17 protein-coding genes and 1 riboswitch are annotated in these 17,398 nt (G+C 73.3%); of the genes, 7 read left to right on the forward strand and 10 right to left on the reverse strand.

All coding sequences use genetic code 11. The features are described 5' to 3' along the window. The 5 genes from KAG51_RS11260 to KAG51_RS11280 all read right to left on the reverse strand — a co-directional run bounded on the left by KAG51_RS11260 (window position 1) and on the right by KAG51_RS11280 (window position 3,951). Entirely contained in the window at window positions 1-459 is a 459-nt protein-coding gene (locus KAG51_RS11260; RefSeq protein ID WP_290583682.1) for a MaoC family dehydratase, read from the reverse strand. A gap of 115 nt (window positions 460-574) precedes the next feature. Continuing rightward, complete coding sequence (locus KAG51_RS11265; protein ID WP_290583684.1) at window positions 575-1,267, reverse strand: energy-coupling factor transporter transmembrane component T; 693 nt, start codon at window positions 1,265-1,267, stop codon at window positions 575-577. Beyond that, window positions 1,264-2,688 carry an ATP-binding cassette domain-containing protein gene (locus tag KAG51_RS11270; protein ID WP_290583686.1) on the reverse strand — a complete coding sequence of 475 codons (1,425 nt, stop codon included), beginning with the start codon at window positions 2,686-2,688 and terminating at the stop codon, window positions 1,264-1,266. Before KAG51_RS11270 ends, KAG51_RS11265 begins: the two co-directional genes overlap by 4 nt. A 15-nt stretch (window positions 2,689-2,703) precedes the next feature. Beyond that, window positions 2,704-3,339, reverse strand: a complete 636-nt coding sequence (locus KAG51_RS11275; protein ID WP_290583688.1) for an ECF transporter S component — start codon at window positions 3,337-3,339, stop codon at window positions 2,704-2,706. Continuing rightward, a riboswitch (TPP riboswitch) is annotated at window positions 3,330-3,460 on the reverse strand. (Overlaps the previous gene by 10 nt.) Window positions 3,461-3,513: 53 nt before the next feature. Continuing rightward, window positions 3,514-3,951, reverse strand: a complete 438-nt coding sequence (locus tag KAG51_RS11280; protein ID WP_290583690.1) for an FxLYD domain-containing protein — start codon at window positions 3,949-3,951, stop codon at window positions 3,514-3,516. 159 nt (window positions 3,952-4,110) lie between these two features. Here KAG51_RS11280 and KAG51_RS11285 point away from each other — a divergent pair, with 159 nt between their 5' ends. From KAG51_RS11285 to KAG51_RS11315, 7 genes are all read left to right on the forward strand, one after another. Then, the gene (locus KAG51_RS11285; RefSeq protein WP_290583692.1) at window positions 4,111-4,653 is read left to right on the forward strand and encodes an NUDIX hydrolase family protein; all 543 of its coding nucleotides are present in this window, start codon (window positions 4,111-4,113) and stop codon (window positions 4,651-4,653) included. Beyond that, window positions 4,650-5,108, forward strand: coding sequence for a GNAT family N-acetyltransferase (locus KAG51_RS11290; protein ID WP_290583694.1), 459 nt, complete (start codon window positions 4,650-4,652; stop codon window positions 5,106-5,108). Before KAG51_RS11285 ends, KAG51_RS11290 begins: the two co-directional genes overlap by 4 nt. A 43-nt stretch (window positions 5,109-5,151) precedes the next feature. Then, window positions 5,152-6,330 (forward strand): MFS transporter, encoded by a 1,179-nt coding sequence (locus KAG51_RS11295; RefSeq protein WP_290583696.1) that lies wholly within the window; start codon window positions 5,152-5,154, stop codon window positions 6,328-6,330. A gap of 110 nt (window positions 6,331-6,440) precedes the next feature. Further along, window positions 6,441-8,057 carry a sigma-70 family RNA polymerase sigma factor gene (locus KAG51_RS11300; RefSeq protein ID WP_290583698.1) on the forward strand — a complete coding sequence of 539 codons (1,617 nt, stop codon included), beginning with the start codon at window positions 6,441-6,443 and terminating at the stop codon, window positions 8,055-8,057. 72 nt (window positions 8,058-8,129) lie between these two features. Continuing rightward, entirely contained in the window at window positions 8,130-8,741 is a 612-nt protein-coding gene (locus KAG51_RS11305) for a class F sortase (RefSeq protein ID WP_290583700.1), read from the forward strand. A 133-nt stretch (window positions 8,742-8,874) separates the two neighbouring features. Then, window positions 8,875-9,399, forward strand: coding sequence for a hypothetical protein (locus KAG51_RS11310; protein WP_290583702.1), 525 nt, complete (start codon window positions 8,875-8,877; stop codon window positions 9,397-9,399). Window positions 9,400-9,581: 182 nt separating this feature from the next. After that, the gene (locus tag KAG51_RS11315; RefSeq protein WP_290583704.1) at window positions 9,582-12,710 is read left to right on the forward strand and encodes a heterodisulfide reductase-related iron-sulfur binding cluster; all 3,129 of its coding nucleotides are present in this window, start codon (window positions 9,582-9,584) and stop codon (window positions 12,708-12,710) included. 165 nt (window positions 12,711-12,875) lie between these two features. Here the strand turns inward: KAG51_RS11315 and sigJ are convergent, their stop codons facing one another. From sigJ to KAG51_RS11340, 5 genes are all read right to left on the reverse strand, one after another. Then, complete coding sequence (gene sigJ / locus KAG51_RS11320; protein ID WP_290583706.1) at window positions 12,876-13,766, reverse strand: RNA polymerase sigma factor SigJ; 891 nt, start codon at window positions 13,764-13,766, stop codon at window positions 12,876-12,878. Beyond that, on the reverse strand, window positions 13,759-14,568 hold the full coding sequence (locus KAG51_RS11325; RefSeq protein ID WP_290583708.1) for an NAD(P)H-binding protein: 810 nt from the start codon (window positions 14,566-14,568) through the stop codon (window positions 13,759-13,761). Before KAG51_RS11325 ends, sigJ begins: the two co-directional genes overlap by 8 nt. An 82-nt stretch (window positions 14,569-14,650) precedes the next feature. Next, on the reverse strand, window positions 14,651-15,466 hold the full coding sequence (locus tag KAG51_RS11330; protein WP_290583710.1) for an ABC transporter permease subunit: 816 nt from the start codon (window positions 15,464-15,466) through the stop codon (window positions 14,651-14,653). Then, window positions 15,463-16,386 (reverse strand): ATP-binding cassette domain-containing protein, encoded by a 924-nt coding sequence (locus tag KAG51_RS11335; RefSeq protein ID WP_290583712.1) that lies wholly within the window; start codon window positions 16,384-16,386, stop codon window positions 15,463-15,465. The genes KAG51_RS11330 and KAG51_RS11335 overlap by 4 nt, the downstream gene beginning before the upstream one ends. A 94-nt stretch (window positions 16,387-16,480) precedes the next feature. After that, on the reverse strand, window positions 16,481-17,317 hold the full coding sequence (locus KAG51_RS11340; protein WP_290583714.1) for an alpha/beta hydrolase: 837 nt from the start codon (window positions 17,315-17,317) through the stop codon (window positions 16,481-16,483). Between the last annotated feature and the right edge of the window lie 81 nt (window positions 17,318-17,398).

Below are 17,398 nucleotides of genomic sequence, written 5' to 3' on the forward strand. Positions count from 1 at the left end.
TCAGGCTCCGGCCATGACGTAGACGACCTCGGCGACGACCGCCGGCTTCTCGGCGCCCTCCCGCTCGACCACGAAGGAGATCGTCGCCTGCGTGCCGATCGCGATGTCGGCGATCTCCTTGAGGGTCGCGGTGGCGCGCAGGCGCGAGTCGACCGGCACCGGGTTGGGGAACCGCACCTTGTTGGCGCCGTAGTTGACGCCCATCGCGAGGTTCTGCACCTCGTAGATGCTCTGCGCGAAGACCGGCAGCAGGCTCAGCGTGAGGTAACCGTGGGCGATCGTCGTGCCGAACGGGCCCTTGGCTGCGGCCTCGGGATCGACGTGGATCCACTGGTGGTCGCCCGTGGCGTCGGCGAACGTGTCGATCTGCTCCTGGGTGACGGTGACCCAGTCGCTGGTGCCGAGCTCGGAGCCGACGGCAGCCTTGAACTCGTCGAGGCTGGAGAAGACGCGGGGCATGGAGTTCCTCCCGGAATCAGATGAGGGGCGCCGTAGGTAAGCGCTTGCTTAGTTCGCACCCTAGTGGCCCACGCCACTCCTGACCACCCCTGGGGGCGGGATCTCCGGAGGGCCGTCAGGTCAGCAGCATCGTGACCGGGGCCACCGCGCCGAGCGCGACGGCCAGGGCGAGGCCGACCGTGTCGGCGCGCGTCCACGGGGCCGGCTCGGCCCAGGTGCGGTCGTGCGCTGTGGCGAAGCCCCGGGCGTCCATCGCGACCGACGTCCGGCTCGCGCCGCGGAGGGCGTCGGCGAGCAGGGCGAACGTCATCGAGCCGGCGTACCGCAGGGCCGTGACCGGGTTTCGGGTCGGACCGAGCCCCCGCACCCGCCGCACGCGGGCGAGCTGCTGCCAGGTCCCGGTGAGCCCGCTGACCCGCTGCAGGGCCGCGACGAACGCGGCGACGAAGCGGTCGGGCCCGTGGAGGCGCTGCGCGACGTAGTCGCCGAGGCGTGCCGGGTCGACGAATCCCACCGCGACCGCCCCGGGCCAGGCCAGCACCAGGATGCGCAGCGCCGCGACCGGCGCGTGGTCACCGTTGCCGAGCCGCCAGGCCGAGTACCCCACCAGCCCCGCCGAGACGCCGCACAGGGCCAGGCACGCCACCGGGTAGCGCCAGCTCGGCAGCAGCAGGAGGGCCGCAACCGCGTAGGCGGTCGTCGCGGCGAGCGCGGCGGGCAGGTCACGCACGGCGAACGATCCCGCGAGCGAGGCGAACCCGAAGGCGAGCAGCACCACGGGGTTGAGGCGCTGCACGCCCGCCCTCACGTCCGCACCCCGGCCCGCAGATCGACGACCTCGTCGGCGAGGTCGACCAAGAGGTCGTCGTGCGTCGCGGTCGCGACGACCACGCCCGCTGCGGCGGCCGCGACCGCGATGCCCGCCACCGCTGCCCACGTGACGCGGTCCTGGCCCACGGTCGGCTCGTCGAGCAGCAGCAGTCCCGGCCGGTGCGCGGCGGCGGCGAGGATCGAGAGCCGGCGCTGCTCGCCCCCCGACAGCCGGTACGGATGCGCCCCCGCGAGGTGCCCGAGCCCGACGAGCTCGAGCCAGGCCTGCGCGTCCACCGCCCGGCCGGAGCGTTGGGCCGTCAGCGCCACCTCACCGGCCACCGTCGGGGCGAGGAAGCCGTGCTCGGGCACCTGCGGCGACCAGCCGACGTCCCGCGCGAGGTCGCGCGAGCGGCGCGACGCGAGGGTCGGGTCCAGGCCGGTGACCGACCCGCCGTCCGGGTCGAGGAGTCCCCCGAAGGCCGCCAGCAGGGTCGACTTGCCGGCGCCGCTCGGCCCGGTCAGGGCCGTCAGCGCCCCGGGGGCGACCGCAGCGTCGACCCCGCACAGGGCCGTCGTCGTGGTGGAGCCACGCAAGGACCGCGAGCGCAGCCGCACCGTCAGGTCGGACGCGGTCAGCGTCGGCAGCGGGCGCTCGGGGCGGACCAGCGCCGGGTCGACCGTGATCGGCCGGGGAGCCGGAAGCCCCGGCATCCACACACCGAGCTCACCGAGCCGGTCGCGGTGGTCGCGGAGGAACTCGTCCGGCGTCGTGTCGGCCACGACCGATCCGTCGTCGCCGAGCACCACGACCCGGTCGACCAGGTCGAGCCAGGGCTCGAGGTGGTGCTCCACCACGACGAGCGTCGCGCGACCGCCGCCGACCGTGCGACCCACCGCCTCGCGCACGGCGGACGCGTGTGCCGGGTCGAGCATCGACGTCGGCTCGTCGAGCAGCACGACGTCGGGCTCGAGCGCGAGCACCCCGGCCAGCGCCAGGCGCTGCAGCTCGCCCCCGGACAGGGCCGCGGTGGGGTGGTCGCGCCCCTGGTGCAGGCCCACGGCCGCCAGCCCCGCGTCGACCCGGCGCCACGTCTCGTCCCGGTCCAGGCCCACGTTCTCCGGCCCGAACGCGACGTCGCGGCCCACCCGCTCGGCGACCACGGCGTCGCCGGGCTGCTGCGGGACGAACCCCACGCGGCCGTCCACCCGCACCGATCCGCTCAGCTCGCCCGCGATCGTCGTGCCGAGCGCCCCCACGAGCGCGTGCAGCAACGTCGACTTCCCCGCGCCGCTGGGGCCCGCCAGCAGCACCCGCGAGCCGGCCTCGACGTGCAGGTCGAGATCGGCGACGACCGGGACGCGACGACCGAGCGGCCGCCACGTGAACCCCTCGAGCCGAAGCTCTCCCCGGACCATCGGGGGGCTGCGGCCTCAGACCTCGTGCCGCGCGAGCAGCTCGCGCCCCGGACCGAAGGAGTCCAGCACCCCGGCCCGCGCGAGGGCCTGGGTCAGCAGCCAGCCGCCCACGCCGGCGACCACGGCCCCCGAGAGGGCGAAGAATCCCAGGTGCGCCAGCCGGTCGCCCGTGTCGAAGACGCCGTCGTAGAAGGCGAACCACTCGTAGACCGACTCGATCGCTCCGGCGGCGGCGCCCATCAGCACCGCGACCGGCAGCCCGAAGCGCCGGTACAGCAGGAGGGCGACGACGAGCTCGGCGCCGAGGCCCTGCCAGAAGCCCGACACCAGCACGCTCATGCCCCACTCGGTGCCGCCGGGCACCAGGCCGGAGACCGCGGCAGCGGCGATCTCGGTCGCGAGCGCTGCGCCGGGACGCCGGATGATCAGACCGCCCATGACGCCGGCCAGCAGCCACGGGCCGCCCAGCAGGCCGACGCTCGGCGGGTAGGAGAACACCGCGACGCCGCTGAGCCCGGCGTACGCCTTCCCCCAGGCCCAGAACGTGACGCCGAGGGCGACCGCCAAGGTCGCGATCGTGACGAGGTCGATCGTGCGGTAGCGCACGAGACGTGCGACGGACGTGTCGCGGGTGACGGGTGCAGCACTCATCGAGGACTCCCTTCGCCGGTGCTAACCGGGGCAGGTTCGGAGGGTCTGCGGCTGCGCCAGGTTCCTGGCCCGCACTCTCAGCGCCCCTGCCCGAAGGCCCGGCGCTCCCCTGTCTGGTGGTGCCACCCTACCCACCGATCGCCGCGCACCGCCCGCACGGGCCCGGGCACGGGCTCAGCCGCCCGGCGCGCGCACCACGTAGTACGTGCAGGAGCTGACGCCGTCCGGCACCTCGGCGGTGACGATGAAGTCGGCCGACCCGCCCGGCGCGACATGGGACATCCGCACGACACCGCGCTGGACGACGTCCGCCTCCTGGTCGATCCAGCTCACCGCGACGACGTAGGTCACGGACTCGTTGGTGGAGTTCTCGACCTTGCCGCGCACGACGTGCGGGCCCGGCGTCGTGGCGCAGTGATCGAACGTCGCGTCGGCCACGGCCCCCACGGCGCCGCTGAGCTCCGGGACAGGCGGGAGATGAGCGGCGTCTCCGCCCGGTTCGACGACGGCGTCGTGGGGCGAGGACGACGGCGGCGGGTCGTCGGAGCACGCCGCGGGCACCACGGCCGACGACAGGGCGACCGCGACGACCGCGACGAAGCGACGGATCACGCAGCACCTCTCGGTCGTCGGGTCGGCAGGTCGGTGGAGTGGCAGGAGGCGATCACCCCGGGAGACCACTTCACGGTAGCGAGGCGATCCAGCGCCCCCGTGCGGCGCGCGCCGGCTGCGGTTCCGCGTCCGCTTCGGGCCGTGGGTGAGAATGGCGCCATGAGCGTGCGCACCCCTGACCCCAATCCCGGCTGGCTCTCGGACATCGCCCTCGACGAGACACGGGCGCGGGTGCCGATCCTCTACGTCGAGGCCATCCCCGTCCGTGTCGACGCCCTCGGCCAGGTCGAGCACGTGGGCCTGCTGCTCGGCGGCTCGATCACGACCGGCGCGATGTCGCGCACGATCGTCTCCGGCCGCGTGATGCACGGCGAGTCGCTGCGCGACGCCCTGCTGCGCAACTTGGAGAAGGACCTCGGCCCCACCGCCTTCCCCCAGCTTCCGGCCTCCACGGTGCCGTTCACGGTCGCGGAGTACTTCCCCCTGCCCGGCGTCACCCCGCTGCACGATCCCCGCCAGCACGCCGTCTCGCTGGTCTACGTCGTGCCCGTCACGGGCGAGTGCAACCCGCGCCAGGACGCCCTGGAGCTGTCGTGGCTCACACCCACGGAGGTGCTCTCCCCCGGGATCCTCGAGGAGCTCGAGGGCGGGCGCGGCACCCTCGTCAAGCAGGCGCTGGCGCACCTCGGCGCTCTGGGGTGACCACCTTGGTCGTCCGCGAGGCGACCCCCGACGACCTCGGCGACGTCCTCGCGCTGATGGCCCAGGACGCCCGCAGCCCCGGCACCCCGGTCTCGTCCGTCGCCAGCCCTCGGCAACGGAGCGCACTCGACGAGCTCGTCGCCGACCCCGCGCACCAGGTGCTCGTGGGCCTGGTCGACGGGGTCGTCGTGGCCACCGCGCACGTCACGTGGCTCCGGGTGCTCTCCGCCGACGGCGGGTTGTACTGCCAGGTCGAGAACGTGCGCACCGACGAGCAGCACCGCGGGCGCGGGATCGGCCGTGAGCTGATGGCGTGGATCGAGGCGGCCGCGCGCGACCGTGGCGCGGCACGCCTGCAGCTGACCACGCACCACACGCGCACCGACGCGCACCGCTTCTACGAACGGCTCGGTTACGAGCCGAGCCACGTCGGGATGAAGAAGTACCTCGACTGACCCCGCACCCCGGTGACGGCCGCCACGGGCGGACACTGGCCGGGTGAAGCGTGCGCCGACTCCCTGGTTCATGCTCGTCGTCGGCATGGTCGCGCAGATCGCCGGCACGATCGCCGCGAACGCGCCGCTGTTCCTGATCCCCTACCTCTATCTCGAGCAGGGGCTGACGCTGACGCAGGCCGGACTGATCGCCGCGACGCCGGCGGTCGGCACGACCATCTCGCTCGTGGCCTGGGGCGCGCTGGTCGACCGGCTCGGGGAGCGCGCCGCGATGTCACTGGGCCTCGCGGGGGTCACCCTCGGGGCGCTCGCCGCAGGCCTCGTCGACGGCTACCTGCCGCTCGGCGTCTGCTTCTTCGTGATCGGGCTGTTCGCCGGCTCGACGAACTCCGCCAGCGGACGCCTGGTCGTGGGCTGGTTCCCGGCGCACCGCCGGGGCACCGCGATGGGCATCCGCCAGACCGGCCTGCCACTCGGCATCGGCGCCACCGCGCTGCTCGTGCCGCCCCTGGCCTCGGCCGAGGGCATCGGCACGACCCTGCTCGTCGTCGCAGCGATCTGCGCCGTGGCCACGGCCGGCTGCGTCCTGCTCGTCGTCGACCCGCCGCGCCCCGATCGCGGCGAGGCCCGGTCGACCGGCCAGCTCGACAACCCCTACCGCCGCGACTCGCGCCTGGTGCGGATCCACCTCGCCTCGACGCTGCTCGTCGTCCCGCAGTTCACGGTGTGGGGCTTCATGCTCGTCTGGCTGATCGAGACCAAGGACCTCAGCGCCGCCGCGGCCGGCGGACTCGTGGCCGCCTCCCAGCTCGTGGGCGGCGCGGCCCGCATCGGCGTCGGCTGGTGGTCCGACCACGTCGGGAGCCGGCTGCGGCCCATGCGCCAGGTCGCGGTCGCCGCCGCGCTCGTGATGCTGCTGCTCGGCGTCGTCGAGTCGACCTGGGTCGCGATCGTCGTGGTCGTGGTGGCCACCGGGGTCACGGTCGCCGACAACGGTCTCGCCTTCACGGCCGTGGCCGAGATCGGCGGCCCGTACTGGGCCGGCAAGGCCATGGGGTGGCAGAACACCGGCCAGTACCTGGTGAGCGCCGCGGTGCCCCCGGTCATCGGGACCCTCGTGGCTCACCAGGGCTACGCCGTGGCCTTCGCGACGGTCGCCGTGCTGCCGGTGCTGGCGATCCCGCTCATCCCCCGCGAGCCGGCGCGCGGCGCAGATTCCTGACGAGAACCTGCAAGAGATCGAGAGCTCGCGACTCCCACCCTCGACGAACGACGAGGAGCGGAGATGCGCGATGTCGACCACGGTGGGCCGTCCGGGCCTAGGATCCGGCCATGACCGCGGTCACCGGACCCTCGGACCCGCAGCTGGTCGCCGGCGTCCTGGCCGGCGACCGCGAGGCGTTCGCGGCGGTCTACGACCGGTACGGCGACCGCCTCTACGACTACGCGCACTCGATGCTGCGGCAGCGGGAGGAGGCCGAGGACGCGGTCGCGGACGGATTCGTGCTGGTGGCCGAACGGCTGGGGCAGCTGCGCGACCCGGAGCGGCTCCGGCCGTGGCTCTACGCGATCGTCCGCAGCGAGTGCCTGCGCCGGCTGCGGTCGCGCCGACGCGTGGCCTTCGGCGGCGACGAACGGCTCGTCGAGATGGCTGACTCCGACCGCAGCCCGGAGGAGGAGGCAGAGCTCACGGCGCTGCGCCGGCTCGTGTGGGACGCCGCGGCCGGCCTCGCCGAGCGGGACCAGAGCATCCTCACCCTGCACCTGCGCCACGGCCTCGAGGGCGCCGAGCTGGGCGAGGCGATGGGTGTCAGCACGTCCCAGGCCTACGTGCTGCTGAGCCGGTTGCGCGACCAGGTCGAACGCTCGCTCGGCGCCCTGCTGGTCGCGCGGCTCGGTCGCGACGACTGCGCCGACCTCGACCGGCTCCTGGCCGACTGGGACGGGACCTTCTCCCCGCTGATCCGCAAGCGCGTGGCCCGGCACGTCGACGGGTGCGACGTGTGCGGCGAGCGCCGCCGGATCGTCGTCAGCCCCTGGGCGCTGCTCGCCGGCGTGCCGCTGCTCGCCGCGCCCGTGGCGCTGCGCGACCGCGTGACCGAGACCCACCTGGTCGCCTCGACAACCATGACCCGCACCGAGTCGGGGGGAGGCGTGACGGGCAGCGGCGCGCTGGCCAGGCCGGTCACGACACGGCGTGCGCTGATCGGCTCGGGGGTGCTCGCGACCCTCGCGATCATCGCCGCGCTCATCTGGTCGAGCGGCGCCGAGGAGGCCGGGGACGCCCCGGGAACGACGTCGGACTCGACACCCAGCGCCTCCGCGACCGCGGCACCTGCCCCGACCACCACCCCACCACCGACGGTCGTCGTGTCCGGCACCCTGACCCTCTCCACCACGACCCTCGACCTCGGCACGAGCGCGACCTCCGGCAGGTTCCGGCTGACCAACACCGGCGGCACCGACGTCACGGCCGATCTCACGGCATCGGCCCCGTGGGTCTCCGTGCCCGGATCCGTCACCGTCCCGGCCGGCAGCGCTCGCGACGTCACGGTGCGGGTCGATCGCGGAGCCGTCGCCGAAGGGATCTCGACCGCCGACGTGACCGTGCGCTGGGCCGAGGGCTCGGCCCGGGTGCGGGTCGTGCTGACCCAGGACCGCCCGCCCGTGGTGGGCGCGCCCACAGCGTCGCCGGGTGCCTGCAACGTGCCGGTTCCTGTCAGCGTCGACGTGACCGACACCGACGTCGCGAGCGTCCGTCTCGACTGGCAGGGCCCGTCGGGTCCCGGCTCGGCGACGCTCACCAGCGCCGGCTCCACGTGGTCGGGCGAGATGGGACCGTTCCCGATCGGCGGCACCGTCACGTTCCGCGCCACCGCCGTCGACGCCAGCGGCAGCACCACGACGGGACCGGCGTCGACCATCGACGTCCTGCCCTGCCCTGGCTAGATCCTCAGGAACTGCAAGAGATCGACGCCCCACGGCTCCCACCGGTGTCACCCACCACCGGAGGTACCTGCCATGTCCCGTTCCACGCCGTCGTTCCGCCATCACCTCGCCCTCGCCCTCGCCCTCGCCGCGCTCGCGATCCATGCGCCCGACGCACCCCGGCCGACACCGCCCACCGCTCCCGCAGCGGACGTCGTGACCGACGCCGTGGCCGGCGGAGCGGCCGCAGCCCGTCCCGCCCTGGCACCGGTCGGCGATCCGCTCGCGGTCCACATCGCTGCGATCGATGTCGACCTGCCGCTCGGCGCCGTGGGCCTCAAGCCCGACGGCGCGATGCAGACCCCCGGCACGGGCGAGGCCGCCTGGTACTCCCCCGGCCCCCGTCCCGGTGAGCCCGGAGGTGCGGTGCTGGTCGCCCACGTGGCGGGTCGCCACGGACCGGACGTCTTCTGGCGGCTCGGCGAGCTGCGAGCGGGTGACGTCGTGACGGTCGATCACACGCTCGGCACATCGACGTTCGTCGTCGACCGGGTGACGCAGACGGCCAAGGGGGCCCTGCCGGTCGAGGACATCTGGGGTGACAACCAGCGGCCTCTGCTGCGTCTCATCACGTGCGGCGGGAGCGTCGATCCGGCGACCGGCCGGTACCGCGACAACACCATCGTCTACGCCCACCTCGGGTAGCGGGGTCGAGCCGTGCTGGCCGCCGAGGACGACGCTCTCAGAAAAGTTCGTCGCAGAAGTGCAAGAGATCCTCCGGCCGCGGCTCCTACCTCCGACAGACACACCCACCCCACCTTCACCAAGGAGCACCACCATGAACCGCATCGCCCGCACCCTCGCCACCTCGGCCCCGCTCGTCGCCGCTCTCGCGGTCGGCGGCCTGACCCTGGGGGCGGGGGCCGCAGCGGCCGAGCCCGTGCCGCTCGGTCCGACGACGCTCGCCGTCCCCGACCCCGGACCGGTCGACCCGAACCTGCCGGACGGCCCCGGCGACCTCACGAACCCCGAGCCCGGCCCCGTCGATCCGACCGTGCCCGACGGCCCTGACGACCTCACCGCACCGACGCCGTGCCCGACGCACGGCGACTGCGGTCCCGACCCGGTCGACGGCCCGGACGACTTCACCGCGGGCGACCCGGAGCCCGGCGACCCGGGCGACGACTCCTCCGGTGGCGCGGGCCAGGACGGCTCCTCCGTGCCGACCCCGACCCGTGTCGACGCCGGTGTCGCCCCCACCGAGGACGGCCAGGGCCTGGAGTGGCTGCTCCTGGGCGGGAGCCTGGTCGGCCTGTCCGGTGCGGCGTACGGCGCCCGCCGGCTGATCGGCCGCGCCGCCTGATCGACACCCTGCCGCCTCGACGCCCCGTCACCCGTGTGGTGCCGGGGCGTCGAGGCATCTCCCCCGCCGATCCCGGCGTGTGATGCCTCACGTGACCGGCGGGTATGGCATGCCTTAGTGCGCGGACTCGCTACTCGCGAGTTAATGTCAGCCCAACTGTCAGCATGGAGATTGGGGCCCTGATGCAGCTCGTCGCCATCATCGTGTCACTGGGACTGACGGCGGTCGCCGTCCCCATGGTCACGCTCACGGTCATGCGGATGCTCCGCGTCATCCGCGCCGGCCAGCCGGCGATCGGTCGCAGCGATCGCCCTGCCCAGCGGGCGCTCGTGGTGCTCAAGGAGACCGCGCTGCACACGCGCATGCTGCAGTGGACCTGGGTCGGCATCCTGCACTGGTTCGCGTTCGCGGCCTTCATCCTGCTGAGCACCGCGGTCGCGCAGGCCTACTTCCAGCTCTTCGACCCCGAGTTCGTCTGGCCGATCATCGGTCACTTCTTCCTCTACGAGTGGGCCGCCGAGTTCCTCGGCCTGCTCGGCGCCCTCGCGATCATCCCGCTGTTCGTCTACCGCCTGCGCAACCTGCCCTCGCGCAAGGGCCGCGACAGCCGCTTCTTCGGCTCCACGATGTGGCAGGCCTTCTTCGTCGAGGCCATGGTCCTGCTCGAGAGCGCCGCGATCCTGTTCGTGCGCGGCGCCGAGTACAACCTCCTGCAGGCCCACGGCGGCGAGGACGCCGACTACGCGACCGGCTTCCACTTCCCGATCGCGCAGTACTTCGGCAACCTCTACCCGACCGGTGCCGAGTCGATCGGCACGCTCGAGAACATCATCTACGCGATCGCGCTGTTCAAGATCGCCTCGGCGATGATCTGGCTGATCGTCATCGCCCGGAACATCACGATGGGCGTGGCCTGGCACCGCTTCACCGCGTGGTTCAACATCTTCTTCAAGCGCGAGGCCGACGGCGGCACGGCGCTCGGCGGCCTCGTGCCGCTCTACGTCGGTGGCGAGCCGATCAACATGGAGAAGCTCGAGGACCTCGACGAGGACGACTTCAACAAGCTCGGCGTCGGCAAGGTCGAGGACTTCAGCTGGAAGGGCCTGCTCGACTTCACGACCTGCACCGAGTGCGGTCGCTGCCAGAGCCAGTGCCCCGCGTGGAACACCGAGAAGCCCCTCTCGCCGAAGCTGCTCATGATGGGCCTGCGCGAGCACGCCTACGCCAAGATCCCGCTCCTGGACATCCCCGAGGACCAGCGCACCGAGGAGCAGCAGGCCGAGATCGACCGCCCGCTGATCGGCGACGCCGACGCCTACGGCGTGATCGACCCCGACGTCCTGTGGTCCTGCACGAACTGCGGCGCCTGCGTGCAGCAGTGCCCCGTCGACATCGAGCACGTCGACCACATCGACAACATGCGCCGCTACCAGGTGCTCGTGGAGTCGAACTTCCCGGCCGAGCTGAACAACATCTTCAAGGGCCTGGAGCGCAAGGGCAATCCCTGGAACATGAACCCGCGCGACCGGATGAAGTGGGCCGAGGGCCTCGACTTCGAGGTCAAGCAGGTCGGCGTCGACGTCGACGACCTCGACGAGGTCGAGTGGCTGTTCTGGGTCGGCTGCGCCGGCGCCTTCGAGGACCGCGCCAAGAAGACCACGCAGGCCGTCGCCGAGCTGCTCGACATGGCGGGCGTGACGTTTGCGGTGCTGGGCGACGGCGAGACGTGCACGGGCGACTCCGCGCGCCGATCGGGCAACGAGATCGTGTTCCAGCAGCTCGCGATGGAGAACGTCGAGACCTTCAAGGAGATGAAGGTCAAGAAGGTCGTCTCGACCTGCGCCCACTGCTTCAACACGCTGAAGAACGAGTACGCGGACTTCGGCATCGAGCTCGAGGTCGTGCACCACACGCAGCTGCTCAACCGCCTCGTGCGGGAGAAGAAGCTGACCCCGGTCGCCGCGTCCGAGGGCACCGTCGCCGGCGCGAACATCACGTACCACGACCCGTGCTTCCTGGGCCGTCACAACCAGGTCTACGAGGCGCCGCGTGAGCTGCTCGAGATCATCCCGGGCGCGACGTTCACCGAGATGCCGCGCAACAAGGAGACCTCGTTCTGCTGCGGCGCCGGCGGTGCCCGCATGTGGATGGAGGAGACGATCGGCTCGCGCATCAACGTGAACCGCACGGTCGAGGCCGTCGCCACGGGCGCCGACAAGATCGCCACCGGCTGCCCGTTCTGCCGTGTCATGCTGTCGGACGGCCTGACCCTGAAGCAGTCCGAGGGCGAGGCCCGCGAGGAGGTCGAGGTCATCGACGTCGCACAGATGCTGCTGGCCGCCGTGAAGCGGGCCCCGGCCCCCGAGGAGGAGGCCGCGGTCGTCGCCGAGGCCGAGTCCGCCACGGCCGCAGCGGCGACGCCCGAGGCGAAGGACGCCGGCAGCGGGAGCGGCGACGGCACCGACGAGGCCGCGGAGGTCGTCGAGGAGCAGAAGCTCGACGAGCCCGACCCGGCCGAGCAGGAGACGTCCGACCAGGCCGCGGCCGCCCAGAACAACGTCCCCACCGATGCCGAGGGCGACGGGTCGGCCGACGAGTCGCCGCTGCCGGAGCAGCCGCGCAACGCCGACGCCCGCGACCAGGCGGCCGACGACGAGGGCGGCGAGACGCTCGAGCAGTCCGAGGGCGAGCCGGGCGAGCGCGCCGGCGACAGCGGCGTGGTCGAGGACAGCGCTGACGCCGCCGAGGCTGCCGAGGAGCCGGAGGCTGCCGAGGAGCCGTCGACGGAGCCGGAGACCGCCGAGACCGACGACCGGGAGGCCTCCGAGAAGGAGGAGGGCGCCTGGGCGAACGTCGGCGCCGTCAACACCGACCTCCTGCCCGACACCCCGGCCGCCAGCGCCGATGCCACCCCGGCCGATGACGTCGAGGAGCCGGAGGCCAAGCCCGAGCCGGGCGACACCACCGACCCCGACGCGGAGTCCGCACCGTCGGCCCAGCCCGAGACGGAGTCCTCGCCCGCCGAGGACGAGCCGGCTCCGGCAGCCGACGAGCCCGTCGAGGAAGGTGCCCGCGAGGAGGAGGCCGAGACGCTCGACGACACGGCCGAGGCCACCGACCCCGAGTCCGGATCGATCTCGCCGGACGCGCCCGAGGGCATCGTGTCGGTCGAGGACGGCTCCGATCCCGAGGTCGAGTCCGAGGACGTCGCCCCGCTGACCGACGCCAACCCGAGCGGCGCGGACCTGACCGCCTCGGCGACCGAGATGGCCGCGGACGACGACGCCGACGAGGCGAAGAAGTCCGACTGACCGAGGTCACCCGCCCGACCAGACGGCGATCACCCCACCCGGGGTGGTCGCCGTCTCGCATCTGCGGGGGGGGGGGAGCCAGCAACCTCACCCCAGGGCCAGAAGGTTGCTGGGCCACCGCCCCCGCGGGCGAGAGGTTGCTGGCTCACCGCTCTTCTGGATCGCTCAGCTCGTCCAGGCGCCGAGCTTGGCGGGATTGGCCTGGATCCACACGTCGCGCACGACCTCGCCGACGACGTTCAGCATGATGACGAACGGCGCGGCACCCGGCTCCCGCAGCACGATCGCCGCCCGGCCCTCCACGACCTCGATGCTCGGTTCGACCACCCGCCCCTCGCGGGCGATCTTGGCCATGATCCCGAACAGGAACCGGGCGACCCGGTCGCCGCCCTGCACGGGCCGCCGGGCCATCCCGGCACGTCCACCGCCGTCGGTCACGAGCGTGACGCTCGGGTCCAGCACGGCCACGAGGTCGTCGAGCCGGCCCGAGCCGCAGGCCGCGAGGAAGGCCTCGACGACACGTTCGTGATCGGCCGGCGAGGCCTCACGTACCCGGCGCTCCCGGAGGTCGCGGCGCGCCTCCGAGGCGAGCTTGCGGGCCGCCTGGGGCGTGCGGCCGACCACCTCGGCGACCTCGACGAAGCTCAGCCCGAAGAGGTCGTGCAGCACGAAGCTGACCCGCTCGGCCGGCGTCAACGACTCGAGCACGACCATCAGCGCGCTGGTCACCTGATCGTCCAGGCTCACGCGCTCGGCCGGGTCCGCGGCCGCCGCGGCGGCGGGAAGGTCGGCACCGGGTCGCGGCTCGGGAAGCCACTCCCCCGTGTACCGCTCGCGGCGCGCCCGCGCCGAGCCCAGGACGTCCAGACAGATCCGGCCCACGACCGTCGTGAACCACGCGTCGACGTTGCGCACCGCCTCGCGCTCGGCCGGCGTCAGCCGGAACCAGCGCACGTACGCCTCCTGCACGGCGTCCTCCGCGTCGGCGGTCGTGCCGAGCAGGCGAAAGGCCGCCGCGAGCAGGCGGCCCCGGTCGGCGTCCTCGGCCTCAGGCACGCGGCGCCCCCTGGTCCGCCTGGTCCGCCTGACCCGCCTGACCCGCCTGACCCGCCGGCTCGTCCTGGCTCTGCAGCCACTCCGCGAACGTGGTGGTGCCGTGATCGGCGTCGGGCGAGGAGACGAGGGTGCCGTCGCGCATCGCCCGGCCCAGCGCGCCGGGCAGCGGCACGCCGAGCACGGGGCGCCGGTCGCCGCGGTGGCGGGCCCACGCACGGGAGAGGTCGGCCATCCACGCGGTCTCGGGGCCGCCGAGGTCGGCGACCCGACCTGACGGCCCGGCCCCCACGAGCTCGACGAGCCGTGCCGCGACGTCGCGGGCCGCGACCGTCTCGCTCCGCATGCGCGGCACCAGCACGAGCGAGCCGACCGTGGTCGAGCCGTGGACCTGACCGGCGAACTCGTGGAACTGGGTGGCTCGCAGCACGGTCCACGGGACGTCGCCGGCGGCCACGAGCTCCTCCTGGAGCACCTTGCCCGCGTAGTAGCCGTGCGGGGCACGGTCGACACCCACGATCGACAGCACCACGTGGTGCCGGGTGCCGGCCGCCTGCTCGGCCTCGAGCAGGAGCCGGGTGCTCGTGCCGAAGAACGTGCGCGACTCCTGTGCGTCGAGGGTGAAGGTCGAGGCGACGTCGACGACGGTCTCGACGCCGACGAGCGCCTCGGCCAGCCCGGTCCCGGTGGTCAGGTCGACGCCCGCTCCGCGGCTGAGCACCACGACGTCGTGCCCGGCCCCGCGGGCGAGCTCGACGACGTGGGTGCCCACGGCTCCGGTTCCTCCGGCGACGGCAATCCTCATGGGGTGATCCTCTCGGGAGAGGCGGGAGCCTGTCTCCCGCTTCACCCCCTTCGACGACGCAGCCGCCCCCGATGTGAGCCGGTCAGGCGTCGCGGCGCCGCAGCGACCAGGCCGCCACGGCCACGACCGCCGCCACCTGGGCCAGGAAGACCGCGTACCCGGTCCACGGGTCGAGCAGGTTCGGGTTGAACGAGACCGCCGCGGCGACGCCACCGCCGGTGTTGTGCGGCATGAGCTTCTCCAGCCACTCACCGAACGTCCCGGGCACCAGCAGGACCATGGGTCCGACGACGAACAACGTGCCCAGCAGGATCGAGACCGCAGCGGCGGTGTGGCGCACCAGGAAGCCGACCGCGACGGCCAGCACTCCCAGGCCCGCGAGGTAGAGCCCGCTGCCGTACATCGCGCGCAGCACGTCACCCTCGAGCGGCAGGCCGATGCCCTGGGCCTCGAAGAACGGGTTCGTGCCGGCGTAGCCCAGGAGGGCCGTGGCGGTGCCGGCGACGAACAGCAGTCCCGCCACCAGGATCGACTTGGCCAGCATGACGCGACCCCGTGACGGAACGGCGGCGAACGAGCTGCGGATCGTCCCCGACCCGTACTCCGCGGTCACGACGAGGGCGCCGAGCACGACCGCGGCGGCGGGCGCGAGCATCATGCCCCACGTGATGAAGGCCGCCGGGTCCTCGTCGGCCTGAGGGCTCGCGAGCCACTCGGCGTTGAGCGCGCCGAGCAGCGTCGTGAGACCGGCACCGATCACGACGAGCGCGACCAGGGTCCACCAGGTGGAGCGGACGGTCGTGAGCTTGAGCCACTCGGCGCGCAAGGCGGCGCCGAGGCCGGGGGCCGGCTGCTCGGTGCTGGTGGTCTGGCGGGACGTGTCGACGATCGCGGTCATGCCGCAACCCCTTCCGTGGCGTGGTACTCGACGGCATCGGCCGTCAGGGTCATGAAGGCGTCCTCGAGCGAGGAGCGCACGAGGGAGAGCTCGTGGAGCGTGAGGCCGGCCGCGCCGAGGAGCTCGCCGACCGCGGCCGGGTCGCCGGCGTGCACGTGCAGGGCGCCGGAGTCGTCGGGCTGGACGGTGACCTCGACCCCGTGCTGCCGCAGCAGGTCGGCGACCTGCGTGGCCTGCGGCGACCGCACGAGCACGTGACTCGCGGCGTGGTGGCGCATGAAGTCGGCCATCGAGGTGTCAGCGAGGATCTGGCCGCGACCGATCACGATGAGGTGGTCGGCCATGAGCGCCATCTCCGACATCAAGTGGCTCGAGACGAACACCGTGCGGCCCTCGTCGGCGAGACGTCGGGCCAGGCCCCGCACCCACCGGATGCCCTCGGGGTCGAGACCGTTGACCGGCTCGTCGAGCACGACGACCCCGGGGTCGCCCAGGAGCGCGGCGGCGATGCCGAGCCGCTGCCCCATGCCGAGCGAGAACTTCCCGACGCGGCGGTCGGCGACCTCGGTCAGTCCGACCAGGTCGAGCACCTCGTCGACACGGGCGGCCGGGATGGCGTTGCTCGCGGCCATCCAGCGCAGGTGCCCGCGGGCCGAGCGTCCCGGGTGGACGGCCCCCGCCTCGAGGAGGGCGCCAATTTCGCGCAACGGCGCGCCGGACGTGCCGTGGGCCCGTCCGTTGACCGTGACGCGGCCGGCCGTCGGGGCGTCGAGGCCGAGGATCATGCGCATCGTGGTCGACTTCCCGGCCCCGTTGGGTCCGAGGAACCCTGTGACACGGCCGGGCTCGACGGTGAAGTCGATCGCGTCGACGGCGGTGGCGCCGCCAAAGCGCTTGGTGAGCTGGTGAGCGTGGATCATGCGCCCAGCCTCGGTCCGGCGCAGGCCTCGCCACATCCGGGACGTTCCCTGGTCCGACCCTGATCTGTCCCTGAGGAGGTCGAGGCCGTTCGGCTCAGCCCGCCGCCGCGTCGAGCACGTCGAGCAACGTCGAGGCGGCCGGCGTGCCGGGCTCGGTGGCCGCGAAGTGACCACCCGAGACCTCGGTGAGCGTCGCGTCGGCACCCGCGGCGGTGGCCCGGTCGACGTAGTCCTGCGACTGCGAGATCGGGACGAGGTCGTCGTCAGGCGCGTGGACGCAGCGCACCGGCACGCCGAGCGGGATGCGCGACGTCGGGTCGGCGAGCGGCCACGTGGACCCGTCGGGCGGGCCGCCCATCAGCTCGTCGGCGGCGCCGTTGCCGAGCAGCTCGTCGTGCGAGGCCTGCAGGTCGAGCACTCCGGCCAGGCTGATCGCCGTGCCGATGGCGACTGCAGGCGCGCTCCAGGCCGTGCCTTCCAGCGCGGGCCGGCCTGCGGCCCAGACGGCGAGGTGCCCTCCGGCGGAGTGGCCCAGGGTCACGACGTCGGGGGTGCGGAGCCAGTCGGCGAGGGCGTCGATGCCAGCGGCGACGTCGTCGAACGTCTCGGGGTAGCCACCACCCCCGCCGACGCGGCGGTACTCCAGCGAGGCGACGTCCCATCCCCGTCCGGCAGCGGCCTTGGCGAACGGCTCGAAGTAGGTGAGGTCGAACTGCTGCTGCCAGAACCCGCCGTGGATCACCACGACCGTGCCGACCGGGACACCTGAGCCGGTGCGGCGCCACACGTCGACGAACTGCGACGGGTGGTCTCCGTAGGTCAGCCGTTGATCCGTGCTCTCGGACGGGGGCCCGGGGTCACCGCCACCGGGAGCGCATGCCGCGGCCAGGGCAAGGAGCCCCGTCGCGGCCAGCAGCTGTCGTCGATCCACCGTGCCACTTCACCGCATCATGCTTCGGCCCGCCACACGAGTCTCACGTCCTGAGTGGGTGGTCGCGCGGGGAGGTCTCGC

The sequence above is a fragment of the Aeromicrobium sp. genome, from assembly GCF_023146395.1.
GTDB lineage: Bacteria > Actinomycetota > Actinomycetes > Propionibacteriales > Nocardioidaceae > Aeromicrobium.